General features: G+C 70.7%; 7 protein-coding genes. 4 read left to right on the top strand and 3 right to left on the bottom strand.

Annotated features, from left to right (window positions below; translation table 11 throughout):
- The 4 genes from U9979_RS11610 to U9979_RS11625 all read left to right on the top strand — a co-directional run.
- The coding region (locus U9979_RS11610) for an ABC transporter ATP-binding protein (protein WP_322779393.1) at positions 1-608 on the top strand (608 nt) is incomplete at its 5' end.
- Complete coding sequence (locus U9979_RS11615; RefSeq protein ID WP_322779394.1) at positions 608-1,318, top strand: ABC transporter ATP-binding protein; 711 nt, start codon at positions 608-610, stop codon at positions 1,316-1,318. The genes U9979_RS11610 and U9979_RS11615, both read left to right, overlap by 1 nt.
- Before the next feature lie 646 nt (positions 1,319-1,964).
- Positions 1,965-4,736: a DNA polymerase I gene (gene polA, locus U9979_RS11620; RefSeq protein ID WP_322779408.1), complete on the top strand. Its 2,772-nt coding sequence runs from the start codon at positions 1,965-1,967 to the stop codon at positions 4,734-4,736.
- A 257-nt stretch (positions 4,737-4,993) separates the two neighbouring features.
- Positions 4,994-8,464 carry an EAL domain-containing protein gene (locus U9979_RS11625; protein WP_322779395.1) on the top strand — a complete coding sequence of 1,157 codons (3,471 nt, stop codon included), beginning with the start codon at positions 4,994-4,996 and terminating at the stop codon, positions 8,462-8,464.
- Here U9979_RS11625 and U9979_RS11630 read toward each other — a convergent pair.
- The 3 genes from U9979_RS11630 to U9979_RS11640 all read right to left on the bottom strand — a co-directional run bounded on the left by U9979_RS11630 (position 8,402) and on the right by U9979_RS11640 (position 15,841).
- Positions 8,402-13,168, bottom strand: coding sequence for an alpha-(1->3)-arabinofuranosyltransferase domain-containing protein (locus U9979_RS11630; RefSeq protein ID WP_322779396.1), 4,767 nt, complete (start codon positions 13,166-13,168; stop codon positions 8,402-8,404). The genes U9979_RS11625 and U9979_RS11630 overlap by 63 nt on opposite strands.
- A 165-nt stretch (positions 13,169-13,333) precedes the next feature.
- Positions 13,334-14,713 carry a hypothetical protein gene (locus U9979_RS11635; protein ID WP_322779397.1) on the bottom strand — a complete coding sequence of 460 codons (1,380 nt, stop codon included), beginning with the start codon at positions 14,711-14,713 and terminating at the stop codon, positions 13,334-13,336.
- Positions 14,714-14,962: 249 nt separating this feature from the next.
- Positions 14,963-15,841: a class I SAM-dependent methyltransferase gene (locus U9979_RS11640; RefSeq protein ID WP_416210253.1), complete on the bottom strand. Its 879-nt coding sequence runs from the start codon at positions 15,839-15,841 to the stop codon at positions 14,963-14,965.
- Between the last annotated feature and the right edge of the window lie 331 nt (positions 15,842-16,172).

A 16,172-nucleotide genomic window follows, 5' to 3' on the forward strand; every position in this document is an offset into this window, starting at 1 on the left:
TGTGGGGCCGCGGCGGTGCTCCGACGGGCCTGCTCGACCGCCGACCGCACGTGATCAGCCGGCTCGGGGTGGCCCGGACGTTCCAGCACATCCGGCTGTTCGGCGGGTTGAGCGCGCTCGCCAACGTCCAGGTCGGGGTGCAGGGGCGGGACCGCCCGGCGACGCTACAGGTGATGCTCGCCACCCCCGCCGTCCGGCGGTACGAGGCTCGCGCCGTGCGCCGCGCCATGGAGTTGCTGGCCTTCGTCGGCCTTGCGCACCGTGCGCACGTCCCGGCCGCGGCGCTCGCCTACGGGGAGCAGCGCCGTCTGGAGATCGCGCGGGCACTGGGCGCCGACCCGTGTCTGCTGCTGGTGGACGAACCCGCGGCGGGCACGAACACGGCGGAGAAAAACCAGCTGGCAGGGCTGCTGCGGCGGGTCGCCGCGGACGGGATCTCCGTACTGCTGATCGAGCACGACATGGGCCTGGTGATGAGCGTGGCCACGGCGGTGGTCGTGCTCAACTTCGGCCAGGTCATCGCCAGCGGTCCGCCGGCCGACGTCCAGCGGGACCCGGCGGTGCGCGAGGCATACCTGGGCCCGGCCGACGCTCCTGGTGGCGGCTGATGGCGCTCGAGCTCACCGACGTGGAGGTCCGCTACGGCTCGGTGACCGCGCTGCGTGGCGTGAGCCTGCGGGTCGGAGCCGGCGAGGTGGTGGCCCTGCTGGGGGCGAACGGCGCCGGCAAGACCACGACGCTGGCAACGGTGTCGGGACTGTTGCATCCGGTGTCGGGGGAGGTACGGCTCGACGGGGAGCCGCTCGCGGGCCTGCCGGCACACGAGATCGTCGCGCGGGGGATCAGTCACGTGCCCGAAGGCCGCAGGGTGTTTCCGGTCATGTCCGTCCACGAGAACCTGCTGATGGGCGCCTACCGGGACCGCCGCCGGGCGCGTGGCGACATCGAACGGGTCTTCGCGATGTTTCCACGCCTTGCCGAGCGACGTGGGCAGGCGGCGGGAACCCTTTCCGGCGGCGAGCAGCAGATGCTCGCCATCGGCCGGGCGCTCATGGCACGGCCCCGGGTGCTGCTGTTGGACGAGCCCTCGATGGGGCTCGCACCGCTGGTCGTAGCCATGATTTTCTCGGTCATCACTGAGATCAACAGCACTGGCGTGTCGATGCTGTTGGTGGAGCAGAACGCCCACCAGGCGCTGGCGGTCGCAGACCGTGGCTACGTGCTGGAAACAGGTCGGATGGTGCTGGACGGCCCGGCTCACCTGTTGCGCGCGGACGACCGTGTTCGGCGGGCTTATCTGGGTGAGGACGTCGTCTGAGCGACAGCACCGCGCGTGGCACTGGGGATCGAACCGTGCATCCAGTGGCACATGAGGTTGCAGTGGCACATGAGGTTGCAGTGGCATATGAGGCTGCGGTGCCACCTGAATCTGCAGATAAATAAGTGAAACCCGGGACGGTCTTTGGCGCCGTCCACACCTTCCCCGTGTATGGACGTTATCTACTCGTCCGTCCCGGGTCCACTGACAAAGAAACTAGGGCGTAACCGATGCTCGCGTCAATGCGCCGGGCCGACGGCAGCCGTCGGTTTTCGCGCACCGTCTTCCCCGAAGCCTTCCGGCGGCGTTCCCGGTGCCGTTCCCAGCGTTCTTCGCGGCGTGACGAGTGACACGTTCGGGTATCGGTCTGTCCGATCGAAGACGCCCCGTGTGGTCCTCGGTGGTCCTAGGTGGTCCTCGGTCACCCGAATGTCAGCAGTAGAATGTCATCAGGTGAATATCACCGGGTGAATATCAACTGGCGGAAATTGCTGGGGGCCGGTATACGGCCGGCGTGAATCCGCGGGGTGACACCCCGGTCACCGCCCCGGCCGGGAGGCTCCCGGCCCTCCCCGTGCCGCACCGCGCCCACGGTGTGCGGCACGGGGAGGGCCGGCGGGGCGGGCGGGCCAAATACACTCGGGTCGTGTCCGCCACATCCGCCGGCGCGCAGCGCCCGCCCGCCCGTGGTTCCGCGCGTTCGGTTGCCGGCTCCACCTCGGCCGTCGCCCAGCCCGCGCCCGGCGACGGTGAGCCGCGGCTGCTCCTGCTCGACGGCCACTCCTTGGCCTACCGTGCGTTCTTCGCGCTCCCGGTCGAGAACTTCGCCACGACGACGGGACAGCCGACCAACGCCGTCTACGGCTTCACCTCGATGTTGATCAACGTATTGCGCGATGAGCGCCCCACCCATGTGGCGGTCGCCTGGGACCTGCCGACTCCCACGTTCCGGCACACCCAGTACGCGGAGTACAAGGCCGGGCGCGCCGAGACACCCGAGGACTTCGTCGGACAGATCAGCCTGATCCAGCAGGTGTGCGACTCGCTCGCCGTGCTCGGGGTCAGCGCGCCCGGCTACGAGGCGGACGACGTCATCGCGACACTGGCGAGCCAGGGCGCGGCCGTGGGGATGCAGGTGCTGATCGTCACCGGTGACCGGGACGCGTTGCAGCTCGTCACCGACGAGGTGACGGTGCTGATGACCCGGCGCGGCATCAGTGACATGACCAGGTTCACGCCGGCGGAGGTCGAGGCGAAGTACGGTCTCACCCCGGTGCAGTACCCGGACTTCGCCGCGCTGCGCGGTGACCCCTCGGACAACCTGCCGTCGGTGCCCGGGGTGGGGGAGAAGACCGCCACCAAGTGGATCCAGCAGTTCGGGTCGTTGGCCGAGCTCGTCGACCGGGTGGACGAACTCGGCGGGAAGACGGGTACGTCGCTGCGCGCCCATCTGGCCAGCGTGATCCGCAACCGGGCCCTGACCGAGCTCGCCCGGGACGTGCCGTTGGACGTCACCCCCGTCGATCTTCGGCTGCGCCCGTGGGACCGCGAAGCCGTCCACCAGCTCTTCGACACCTTGCAGTTCCGGACGTTGCGGGAGCGGCTGTACACGGCGCTGGCCACGGTCGAACCCGAGGCCGACGAGGGTTTCGAGGTGAGCACGCGCATCCTGGGGCCCGGCGAAGTTTCCCAATGGCTGACCGACCATGCCCGTGGCGGGCAGCGCGTCGGCCTGCACGTCCGTGGCACCTGGGGTCGGGGTACCGGCGTCGTCACGGCGCTCGCGCTGGCCACCCCCGGCGGTCCCGGTGCGTGGATCGACCCGGCCGGGCTCACCGGCGACGACGACAAGGCGCTGGCGCAGTGGCTGGCCGACCCTGGTCAGCCCAAGGCGGCTCATGACGTCAAAGGACCCATGTTGGCGCTTGCCGCCCGTGGCCTGTCACTGGAGGGGGTGACCAGCGACACCGCGCTCGCGGCCTACCTGGCGCTGCCCGGTCAGCGCACCTTCGACCTGGCCGATCTCGTCCTGCGTTATCTCCGGCGCGACCTGCGTACGCAAGGATCCGACACCGGACAGCTGACCATCGACGGATCGGACGAGGCGGACGCGGCCGGTGCGGACGTCGTGCGGGCACGGGCCTGCCTCGAGCTCGCCGACGCGCTCGACGCGGACCTGGACCGCCGCGGTGCCACCGCGCTCCTGCGCGACGTGGAGCTTCCACTCGTCGGTGTGCTGGCCGTGATGGAGCGGGCCGGCATCGCCGCCGACACCGATCATCTGCTCGAGCTCCAGAAGCACTACGGTGCCGAGGTCGCCGCGGTGTCCGCGCAGGCGCATGAGATCGTCGGGCGGCCGTTCAACCTCAGCTCACCCAAGCAGCTGCAGGCCATCCTGTTCGACGAGCTGGGCCTGCCCAAAACCAAAAAGATCAAGACTGGCTACACCACCGACGCGGACGCGCTGGCCTGGCTCGCCACTCAGGCCGACCATCCGCTCCTGGCGGTGCTGTTGCGCCATCGTGACGTTGCCCGGCTGCGTACGGTGGTCGACTCGCTCATACCGATGATCGACGATGCCGGCCGCATCCACACGACGTTCAACCAGATGATCGCGGCGACCGGCCGGTTGTCCTCGACCGACCCGAACCTGCAGAACATCCCGATACGCACGGCGCAGGGCCGTCAGATCCGCCGGGCGTTCGTCGTCGGCACGGGGTACGAGACCCTGCTCACGGCCGACTACTCCCAGATCGAAATGCGCATCATGGCGCATCTGTCCGGCGACGAGGGACTGATCGAGGCATTCGCCTCCGGCGAGGACCTGCACACCTACGTGGCAGCCCAGGCATTCGGTCTGCCTGTGGACGCGGTTGATCCCGAGCTGCGCCGCCGGATCAAGGCCATGTCCTACGGGCTGGCCTACGGGCTCTCCGCCTTCGGGCTCGCCGGCCAGCTCGGCATCCATCCGGAAGAGGCCCGTGCGCAGATGGAGGCGTACTTCGCCCGGTTCGGCGGGGTACGGGACTTCCTGCGCGGGGTGGTCGAACAGGCCCGTACCGATGGTTACACGGAGACGATCCTCGGACGGCGCCGTTACCTTCCCGATCTTACCAGTGACAATGCGCAGCGTCGCCAGATGGCCGAGCGAATGGCGCTCAACGCTCCCATCCAGGGGTCCGCGGCGGACATCATAAAGATCGCCATGTTGGGCGTCGATCGGGCGCTGCGGGAGCGCAGACTGCGGTCCCGGCTGTTGCTCCAGGTCCATGACGAGCTTGTGCTGGAGATCGCTGCGGGTGAGCGCGCCGAGGTCGAGGCGCTGGTACGGACCGAGATGGGAGCGGCATACCAGATGTCGGTTCCTCTCGACGTCAGTGTTGGTTGCGGCCTGACCTGGGACGACGCCGCCCACTGACCTCGCGTCGCCCTCGCGTCGCCCTCGCGGCGATCTCGCGCTGAGGCTGTGCGCTCACTGTCTGCGCCTATCAGCGCCCGACGGTGTAAGTGGTGGCGCCGGGTTACGGTGATGGGGCGGCGTTGTCTCTGGGTCGTGAATCGAAGATTTTTGGCCCGTTTGGTCGCTCTCGGTAGTTGTCGGGGCCCGGTGGTTGCCAGGGTGCTGTCCCGCCGGGCGGCGGCACCTTACCCCCGACGGCAGGAGGATCGTTCACCATGAGCGTTCCGTCCTTCACGGATCGACGGCGATTTCTGGTCATACTTTCCGTCGGGGGAGTCTTCGCCTTCTCCGTCCTCGCGCTGCTGCCCTGGTCGCCGGGGCAGAACCAGCTGGGGACCTGGCTCGCTGTGGCGATAAGCATCGCCAACCTGGTTGCCGCGCTGCTGTTGCGACGCATCCGGCCGATGGCTCACCACATCCTGGTGCTCTCCTCGGTCCTCGCGGTCACGATTGCGCTGTGTGACAGTGATTCCGGCAGGGATGCCGACCTCTATCTGCTCTGGTACGCCTGGATCGCCGCCTATGGCGCGATGGTTCACAGACTGTGGGTGGCCCTTGTCCATGCCGCGCTCATCAGTGCGGGGGCCGTGGCCGGCTTCGCGATCGAAGGCGATCTCGGTGTCGCGATGCCCGCGGTCGTGATGACCGTCTTCACCGTCAGCGGGACGACTCTGGTTGTGTACGGGTTCGGCCGCTGGAGCCAGCTGCTGGTGGACCGGGATCCGCTGACGGGGCTGGCGAACCGGGCCGGCCTGGCCCGGGTGGCCCAGCCCGCGATCGCCGCGGCGATCGCCGCCGGTCGCCACGCCGTGCTGGTGCTCCTTGACATCAACCGGTTCCGCGAGGTCAACGACGCTCTTGGTCATGACGCCGGCGACCGGCTGCTGCAGGCCATCGCGATGCAGTTGCACAGCGTACCCGTGGACCCTGCGTTCACCGGCCGCATCGGCAGCGATGAGTTCGCGGTCGTCATGTGTGGGGTTGAGCTGCCCGACGAGCCCGAGGCCGCACGCGATCAGATGCGCGCCATCGGCCGAATGGTGATCAGTCAGATCCTCGGTCCGTTCCGGATCGACGGCGTCGAGGTCGAGGTCGAGGCCAGCGCCGGTGTCGCGGTCGCCCCGCTGCACGGCGCGAGCCTCGACGCCCTCCTGCCGGCGGCGGACGCGGCGCTGCACGCGGCCAAACGGGACGGCGAACGGGCCGGTGTGTGGGACCCGGGCATGGCCGGCGTCCGGCCGTGGGAACTCGCCCTGCACGCGCAGCTGCGCGCCGCCGTCGCCGGTGGCGAACTGGTCCTGCACTACCAGCCGCTGCAGTCCGCCCATACCGGGCGCATCGCCGGTGTAGAGGCACTGCTGCGCTGGGCGCACCCCGATCGCGGTCTGCTGGCCCCCGGAGCCTTCCTGCCGATGGCGGAACGGTCCACTCTGATCATCGATGTGACCGAGTGGGTGCTCAACGAGGCGCTGCGCCAGTGCGCCGACTGGGCGTCGGCCGGCCACCACGTACCGGTGTCGGTGAACCTCTCGGCGCGGATGCTCGTCCGCGACGATCTGCCCAACCTGGTTTCGGACACGCTGTCCGTGCACGGCCTGCCCGCAGACGTCCTGACGTTGGAAATCACCGAGAGTGCGCTGGTCACCCAGCCGGCCCGGGCCGCGGCGATGCTGCGGGAACTGCGCACCCGCGGGGTGACGTTGTCGTTGGACGACTTCGGAACGGGTTACAGCTCGATGGAGATCCTCAAGGCGCTGCCGTTCGACGAGGTGAAGATCGACCGGGGGTTCGTCTCCGACGCGCACGGCAGCCTGCCCGACGTCGCGATCGTCCGTACCGTCCTGGAGCTCGGCCATCGCCTGGGGCTACGGGTCGTCGGCGAGGGCGTCGAGGATGCCCGGGCCCTGCGGATGCTGATGGAGCTCGGATGCGATCTTCTCCAGGGGGAGGCGATCTCGCGGCCGCTGCCTCCCTCGCCCGAGCTGCTGGCGCTGCTGACCGCGCAGGCCTGCGCGGTCGTCGCGGCCGTTCCTGGGCCCGCCGCGACGGTGCAGGCCGATTCGGTGGCGGGCCCCGATCGGGTTGCGGGCCCCGATCGGGTGGCGCGGCCGTGCCCGCCGGAACTGGTCATGGCCGGACCGCCCGTTGTCAGGCCGGCTGACGAACCCGCCCGGATCGCCGCGCTGCGCCGGTACGAGATCCTCGATTCCGACAGCGAGCCTGAATTCGACGAGATCGCCGCGCTGGCGGCCCGCCTGTGTGACACCCCGGTGGGACTCGTCGCGTTCCTGGACACCGATCGGGAATGGTTCAAGGCCTGCCACGGCTCGACGGTGACCGAACGACCGCGCGATGTGTCGGTCAGTCAGTGGGCGCCCGCCGAAACCGGGGTCTTCGAGATTGCGGACATGGCCGCGGACCCCCGCTTCATGCGCCTGGCCAGGATCGGGCCGCGCCGGTCATTCCGTTTCTACGCCGGAGCGCCGATCACCACCCCTGATCGCAAGGTGATCGGGCACGTCGTGGCGGTGGACCGTATTCCTCGTGCTCTCACCCCCGGCCAACGCGAGTCGCTCGCCGCCCTGGGACACCAGGTCATGCAATTACTGGAGGCCCGCCGAGCCAACCGGATGCTGGCGGAGGTGACCGGGGCGCTGGGCGTGCTGGACCAGTTCTGGTATCCCGATCACCTGGATGCGGCCGGGTCGACGGTCGCCGAGGTCTCCCGAGCGCTTCTCGACGCGGATGCGGCCAGCCTACTGCTCGCTGACCTTCCCGGATCGACGGTGTTCCACGCGGTGGCCACCGCGACGAAGTCGGACGCGGACGGAGCGACGAAGTCGGACGAGGACGGAGCGACGCCCGCGGAGCGGTTCACCGGGCGCGACACCGTCGGCATCGGGGCCGTCCTGCGTACCAGGGCGCCGGTGTTCCTGGCCGACGTCACATCCTCGACGCTGTTCCCGGCGGACGTCGTGCGGCGGCTGCGCATCGCCTCTGCGCTGCTGGTGCCGCTTCCCGGCGAGGGCGGCCTGATCGGGCTTGTGGTGGCCCACTGGACGGTCAGGCGGGACGAGCCCGACCAGGCGGGCCTGCGCGCGGTCACCCTGTTGGGCGGTCAGGCCGGTCATACCCTTGCGCGGTTGCGACGGGCACAGGTCCGCGTCCGGGAGATCGGTATCGACCCGGCAACCAGCCTCACCAGCCGCGAGCGCTTCCTGGCGATTCTGCAGGGCCTGCCCGCGCGAACCGTCCTCTGCCTGTTCGCGGTGCTCGGTGCCCCATCGGAGCCGGGTTCGGACCCGGGTTCGGACCCGGACGGCATCTGTGGCGACGAGCACATCCTCACACAGTTTGCCGGCCAGCTGCGTGCGGCCGCTGGTCCCGGTGCGGAGCTGGGGCGTTGGTCGCACAACCGCTTCGTCGTCGCCTTCCCGGGTGGGAGCCAGGTCGGGTCGAACGAGATGATCGCCCGGTTGCGGGTGTCATGGGATGGGGAGCCGAGGCCGTCGTTCGTGGTCGGCACCGCGGTGACCGAGGTCGATCAGCCACCGAGCGCCGCTCTGTGCGGTGCTGAGAATGCGCTGCGGGCCGCTGCGCGAGCCGTTGGCCGCACGGTGGTGTCACGGGTGAACGGTGGGTCGCGCGGCATCGCCGCCGGTGACCGCGCCGGTGCCCGGGCCTGACGGGCCGGCGGTGACATCCGCGGTGAGATCCGCGGTGAGATCGTGTCGGTACCGGTGTTGCACCGCCGTGACGAGGACGTCGGCACCCAGGAGCAGAACCGCGATCCAGGACACGGTCGCGACCCGCGCGAAGGCCCTGACCCACTCCCCGTCGCTGGGCAGGCTGTGGCGCAGCTGGACCTGGATGACATAGGTGGCGCTCAGGGTCAGCACGGCCACCGGTCCGAGCGTGAGCAGGGTCCGGCCCCGGGGCAGGAGTAGCGCGGCCAGGGTTGCCAGCCCGGTGGCGATACTCGCCGCCGGGTTCACCAGTGCCATGGCGATCAGGGCAGCCACCGTCGCTGCGAGTACCGCGACCGTGACCGGTACCCGCGGGGCCCGCGGTGTCGGCGATGCGAACCGGGGTAGCTCGGCGGTCACCGGATCGGCCTGCGTGCGTGATCGCCGGCGCCTTCTCGCCGTCACGACCATCAACACGACGCAGGAGGTCAGCGCGATGCCGGAGAGCGCCAGCGCACGGCGCACCAGCCGTTGGGGGGTCCAGCGCAGATCGACGGTGAAGCTGGACGCGGTCGGAGTGATCCGCCAGCCGTTGGCGTAGCCGTCCACCAGTCGTGGCGCGCCGTAGTCGGTGGTCGTCGATCCTCCCGTTGAGGTTCCCCGTGAGGTCGCCTTCCAGCCGGCGGACAGGCTCTGCCCGAGCACCAGCCAGAACGGTGTGCCGGGTTCGGCGTTGGTGACCCGCAGGGCGAACGAGGTGTCGCTCGATCCGGTGACCGCCACCGCCGGCGCGCGGGTGGTGCTCGCGCCCGATGATCGGACCGGGGTGCCCTGGTCGGCCGGTGCGACCGAGCCGGCGGCAGTGATCGGCGACGCGCCACCACCGGGCTCGGAGGCCAGTACAAGGCGGTCCAGATCGTATCCGACGCCGGCTCCCGCGATGGTGCGTAGCACGTGGTCGCCGGGTCCCAGGGTGATGGGGTCGCCGCAGAGCGACACCAGCAGGCCCTTGCGGGCGAGCGCGTCGGCGCTGGAACCGGTGATCCGTACCGGGACCGGGCGTCCGTCGAGCGTGAGGAGATCGCTACGGCATGCGCCCGGCAGGGTTGCCGTCGCCGGGGGAACCCGCAGGCCGGCGATGTCGACCTCGGCCAGTCCCACCGGCATCGTGATCAGCTGCTGGCTGATCGGGTCCCGGGTGGTGACCGACCGGATGTCGTCGACCACAAGGCGGATGTTGCTGCCCCGGACGGGGGGAAAGGAGAGGGTGACCGTCCGGCTGGCGCCTGGCTGTCCGATCCTGGCGCCCGGCATGTCGGTGATCGGCGGGATGGTCAGCGTGTCCACCCGCTTACCGTCCACGACCAGCCCGAGTGTCCTCGGCACGGAATGGCGCCCGTCGGCCACCACCGACAGGGTCAGCGTCGAGAAACTCACCGGCTTCGGGGAGTTGACCTGGATCCAGGCGTCGGTCTGCATCCCGAAGCCGGGACTCCACAGCGTCGCCGGGTCACCGTCGAACGCGCCGGCGCTGCCGGCAGCCAGATCACCGGGCAGCCGCCCGGACGATTCGGTGGTCACCGTGTCCGAGGGCCGGCCGGTGGAGGTACCCAGGATCAGGTCGTTGGCATAGGCGGACGCGCGGGCGGTGCCGGTGAGCGCGAAGGTACGCGCGGTGGGCAGGGTGAACACCCGCGCCATGGCCGCCTCGGCGTCGGAGCGGAACGGTTCGCCCGGGTTCGCCCGGTCGCGGGTGACCTGCAGCATGAGCCGGTGTTGCACCGATGCCGTGCCCGCCGCGGTCAGCAGGTCGGTCGGCATCCGCAGGAGCTCGTGTGCGTGCGGGGACGTGCCGTCCGGTCGGACGATGTCGACTTCGGCAAACCCGACGCTGGACAGATCCGCGTATTGCGCGCGGACCCCGGTGTTGGTCTCCTCGACGGTGATGTCCAGGCGGGTGAACCGACGGGCCGGGAAGGTGACCAGCTGGCCGGCTTCGGTCCGGGACGCGGCGGTGAGGTTCACACTCACCGGTGCGTCGCCGTCGAACCGGAGCGTCGCCTTGGTGATCCACCGGTTGGGGGAGCCGCGTAGCGGTTGGACGAGACGGACGCGGTCGGTGCGCACCGGGTCCGTCACGGCGATCTGGAGGCGCTGGCCCGCCGGGTTGGCGAACGCGCCGACCTGCCACGCGGTGTCGAGGTCGCCGTCGACCGCGCCCACCGGACGTTCCGGCGGGCTGTAGGAGAACGCGTTGCCGTAGCTGGTTGCGCCGACGGCGGCGATGTCGCCGGGCTGGCCGGGGGCGTGCAGCACCGCGACCGTCTGGGCCGCCGTGGTCTCGGCCGGAAAGACCGGTAGTCGGTTGTCGTTGGGGTCGGGTGCCAGCGCGACCGTGTCGGGGCCTTCCACGTACCCGTAGTTGTCCCGGATCGAGCCCCACCGTTCGGCCCGGCGCCGGTTGCTGTCGGTAAGAAGAAGATCGGCGCCGTCGCTCAGGGCCTGGCCGACCGATGCCGGGTCGGCTGCCATCGACGCGGTGTAGAGGATGGCCCGGTTCGTTGTGAGCGGGTCGGCCAGCAGGCCGGCGGCCGCGGCGTCCACCAGCCCCTCCCCGTTGCCGCTGACGAGCAGCGGTGCCCCGGTGGCCGCCGTCCGCACGATGGGTTGTGGGTCGGTGACTCCGAATACGGCCAGCGCCGGCGGGTCGACCGCGTCCGGTGGGGTACCCAGGGCCAGCTCGTCGTTGACGGGAATGCGTGGTGCGTCGGTGACCGGCGGGCCGAAGCGGCGTGGCGCGCCAAGCCCGGCGGGCACCGGGTCGGTGAACAGCGCCCAGGTAGGCACCGGCCGCGGGGTGCGGAAGCGTTCGTACTGCTGGTTGCTGCGCAGCACGATGTCACCGACTCCCATCAGCCGGGCCATGTCGGCCAGCGAACTGGTTTCGAACACGCCTTCCTGCAGCCGGCGGTCCACAGCGCGTAGCAGGTCGGCGGATGCGGCGGCGCTGAACGGGATCAGCTCACGCACCAGGTAGGGGCGGTTGGTCAGGCCGGGCAGGACGGGGTCCAGGGTGGTCCCCCAGCGGTAATGGGCGAAGTCCGCACCGGGCAGTTCCAGCACCCGGGTGGCCGGACCGGTCGCGTCCAGTGCGGTGGCGACCTGGCGCTCGTAGGCGGGGATCTGCTCGGGGCGGTCCAGATCCGACTCGATGAACCGGCCACGCCACAGCGGACTGAGGTTCGCCACTATCAGGACGATGACGACGATCCATGCGGTGCCGGGCGCCAGCCGCGGCAACCGGGTCCGGACATCGCGGCGGCGGGTGCCCCCGGAGCGCCCGCGCACGCGTCCACTGACGGTGCCGACCGTGGTGCCGACCGCGGAGCCGACCGTGGAGCCGACCGCGGTGCCCAGCCGTTCGCTGACCGCCGCGAGCCCGCCGGCGAGCAGCACCGACAGGCCGAGCGCGACCAGTGGTACCGCCCGGGGCATTGACCGGAGCGCGAACCCGGCGGTGGATGCCTGCGCGAACGCGCGGAACGCAGCGCCCAGCGGCGAGGGGTTGTCATAGGGGTACACGCCCACCGCGACCGTGGTACCGACGAGCACCAGCAGGACAAAGTAGGCTTTGTAGCCCCACCGCAGCAGTGCCGCGCCCGCCAGCGCCAGCATGGGTACCGCGAAGCTCACGGCGACCACCCACACGGTCTGGGTGTAGTCACGCGAAGGAGTGATCCAGGTGCCGAGAGCATCCTCGCCGTAGAAGTACCAGTTGCCCAGGCCGCGTAGTACCTCCGACGCCTGCGAGGCGCTCGCCACCGTCTTGAGCGTCTCGCTGTAGGCAAGGATGTCCACGCCGTAGCCGGCCTGAGTGACCAGACCCGCGATCCACCAGGCCGAGCACAGCACGACCAGCACACCGGTACGGACGATCATTCCCAGCGCGGGGCCGAGCCGGACCTCCCGGGTCCCCCACAGGGCAAAGGGCAGCCAGAGCATCGGCGCCAGCAGCACGAAGATCAGGCTGGCTGCGTTGCTGCTGCCGACCAGCGCGACGGTGACACCGAACGCGGCCGGCCAGCGCCAGCCGTCCGGCAGCCAGGCCGCGCGGCCGCCCCGGGCCTCGCGCAGCCCGCGGACGGTGATCCCGAGCAGCCAGCCCAGGCCCGTGTACGGCAGCAGGATCGCCGACATCCGAGCCTCGTACTCCAGGACATAGGGGCTCAACATGTAGGCGACCGCGGCGACGAAGGCGGGCCTGTTCGGCCACCGAAACGACCGCATGCAGAACAACACGCCCGCGCCGGCCAGGAACAGCACCGAGCCGGTCCACAGCCGCTGGGCGACCCAGGCGGGCAGACCGACGAGGTCGACGAGCCAGAAGAAGGCGCCCTGCGGGAGGAGGAAACCGATGTTCTGGTGGGTGACCGCACCCATCCCGATGTTCGGGGCCCACATGATCCCCGCATGGCTGATCAGCCGTTGCGGGTCGATGTACAGGTAGGCCTTGGTGTCGACACCGACCCGCCCGGGTGCGGTGAGCAGCAGCGGGAGGTAGGCGATCGCGGCCAGCAGCGACGCGGGCCACGACGGCAGCCACCGGCGTCGCAGCGGCGACGGCTCGCCGCCGGCGCCCGGGCGGCCGGCGAGCCGGCGGGAGAGAACTCGCCGCGGATGTGCCGATGGTGCGGTCAGGGTCACCGGTCCAGCCCAATCGTCCTGGTTCGGCTCCCGGTCGCTGGTGCGGCAGGGAGGAAGACGGCAGCACGCCGCGGGCCTGGCCCCCAGGGCCTGCGGTGATCGCGAAGCGTGTCCGAAGCATCCTAATCCGACCCGCGACGCGTCCGAGCAGCGATGATCGCACGCTCACCGGGTGGCGGTGCGCCGGGCGTCAGCCCAGACCAGCAGTCCCGTGCCTGCGGCCAGCACCGCATGCAGCGCGAGTTCCAGCCGGGCGGTCGCCACCGAGGCGCCGCCGACCCACCAGACGCCCGCAACGGCGAGGGCCGTCGCGGCCGCGAGCACCACCAGGACGCCGCGCGCGCCGACGGCCAGCAGGTAGTGGGTGAACAGGACGGTTGCCCCGAGGCAGGTCATGGCTGCGGCCAGCGGTGCGAGGGAGCCTGCGGCCGCGGTCAGCCGTGGGCCGAAGGCCAGTGCCAGTCCACCCGCCGGAGCGAGCAGGGCGACCAGGAGGAGCCCGATGGCCGGCACCGCGAGCATCGCCAGGGTCGCGCCCAGCTGGTGCAGCGCGTGCTCACCGCGGTGGCGGCGGCTCGCGGTCTCGGGCAGCAGAAAGCCCCCCAGGACGACCGCGGCGAAGACCAGCGCCTTGCACGCGACGGACACCGCCGCGTACGAGCCGGCGTCGACGGAGCGGTGTGCGCCGATCGCCAGCACGTCGATGTTCTGGAGCACGCCCAGCAGGACCAGGGCGCTCAGCGCGGCGCCGACCTCGACGGCCAGCCGGTTCGGCGCCATCGCGGGCGCGGTGCCGGCGGACAGGTTGGCGGTGGGCGGGTTGGCGGTGGGCGGGTTGGCGGCGGGCGGGTTGGCGGCGGGCGGGTTGGCGCGCGCCGCAGCGCGGCCGGCGTGGGAGCCCAGGATCGTGCGTCCGTGCCCGAGCCCGACCAGTACACCGAGCAGGATCGCCAGGCAGACGCCATCGGCTCCGAGACCCGCCAGCACCAGCCCGACCGCGAGGGCGCCCCGGACCAGGCCCTCCAGCAGCAGGTTGGCCGCGAGGCCGGCGTACCTGTGGGTGGACTGCAGCAACCCGCGGTCCACGCAGAGCAGGCACCAGGCGGCGCCCGCGGTGAGCATCTCGGCGACACCGCCGGGACCCGGCAGGGACAGCGCCGTGGCGATGACACCCCGCAGCAGGAGAGCTGCGATACCGGTCAACACGACCAGGACGACACCGCCACGCCGGACCCGCGCAATCCATTGGTCGATCATCGCGGCCTCACCCGTCTGCTGCCAGGGCGTCACCTTGCGGACGACGCCGACGAGCAGGGCGCTGCCGGGCATGGACACCACGAAGAACAGCGCCAGCAACTGGGCCAGCGCCCCGTAGGCGGTGGTGGACAGATGCCGGGCGAGCACCAGCGTGACGAGCAGGTTCGCGAGGTTGGCGGCGAGGGCGGCAACGGCCAGTGGGGACGCACCGCGGATCGCCCCCCGCAGGGCGTGCCGGGGTGGGGCCCCTACCACGAGCGGGGCCGCTACCGCGAGCGGGGCCGGCACCGGTGCCGCCGGGGATCGGGCGGGCCTTGCACCGACTGGGCCGCGCTCGGGTGGGCACGGGCGCCGGGCAACCGGGACCGCATCCACCGTGCCCGGACGGCTGGCTGTTGTGTCCTCCCACCATGTCACGACGGCAACATTCCCATTACTAATTGTAACAAGCATGTAGCTGGCTATCTGGGGCCGGCCATGGCGGACTCCGGCCGGCCGGGCCAAAGGTGGCGCGATCACCGTTGTCGCCGGGACGTCTCAGGTGGTCCCGGTGCCCTTTTCGGTCACGAAGATCGCGGTGGATGGAAACAGGCGGCCACGCACCGGCCCCCACTGGCCCCAGACCCGGTCGTGCCCGGCCGGCCACTCCGGTTCGATCAGGTCCAACACGGTCAGACCGGCGGCCACCAGCTCCCGGACGCGGTCACCGACGGTACGGTGGGTCTCGGCGTAACTCGTCCGGCCGGCCCAGTCCCGCTCGACGTATGCCCGCCGGTCGAAGTAGCTGCGGACCACGGTCAGACCCTCCCTGCCCGGATGATCGGGAAAGGACCAGATCATCGGGTGTGTGGTGGAGAAGACCCAGCGCCCGCCGGGACGCAGCACCCGGGCGACCTCACGCATGACGGCCGCGCTGTCCGCGACGAAGGGGATCGCGCCAAAGGCCGAGCAGGCCAGGTCCACACTTGCGGCGGCCAGCGGCAGCCGGGTGGCGTCGGCCTGTACCAGGGCGACGTCCACACCGGTGGCCACCGACAGCGTCCGGGCGTGCCGCAGCTGGCCTGCGGACAGGTCCAGCGCGACCACGTCCGCACCACGGGTGACCAGCCAGCGGGCACACTGCGCGCCGCCGCACCCGATCTCCAGCACGGTCCGGCCGCGGACGTCGCCGAGCAGGTGCGCGTCGGCCTCCCGCAGACCCTCGGGGCACCACAGGAAGTCCGTGTCACCGAGAAAGGCACCATGCTCGGCCTGGTAGTCGTCGGCGGTGGCGTCCCAGTAGCCGCGGTTGGCCCATCGGGCGCTGTCGTCGTCGACGTCGCTGTACCCGAACTCGGCGGGGTGATACCCGCCCGGCGGGTACTGCGGCAGGACGGGCCGGGGCGCGTCCGGTCTGGCGGGTTCTGGTCCGTTCACGGCATCGATCCTCGCAGTGTCCGCTGGGCATCCAATCGGGGGTGGGTCGTCCGCCGCGTGCGTCATCCCGTTCCGATGATGTGACATGGTCGCGGTCCCATCGGGTTCGCGGGTCGTCTCCGGCGCGGTTTACCCCGACGCGGGACGAGGTTGACCCGCCATGGCGTTGACCACCCTGGACAACGATCCCTAGACTTGGGTCTGGCACGAGAGTCTGTGGATCTCAGACCTAGTAGATCCGCTCGAGCGTCGCTATCGGTACCGACAGTGTTCGTTTTGCACGGTCCCTGTCCCTCCGTCCCGGCGGTTCGATCCGGCCCCTCGTGCATTC

The sequence above is a fragment of the Protofrankia sp. Cas4 genome (assembly GCF_963555915.1).
Taxonomy (GTDB): Bacteria; Actinomycetota; Actinomycetes; order Frankiales; family Frankiaceae; genus Protofrankia.

Excerpts from the sequence above, each read along its gene's own strand:
- U9979_RS11615 (WP_322779394.1), top strand. The coding sequence starts at position 608 with ATGGCGCTCGAGCTCACCGACGTGGAGGTCCGCTACGGCTCGGTGACC.
- U9979_RS11625 (WP_322779395.1), top strand. The coding sequence starts at position 4,994 with ATGAGCGTTCCGTCCTTCACGGATCGACGGCGATTTCTGGTCATACTT.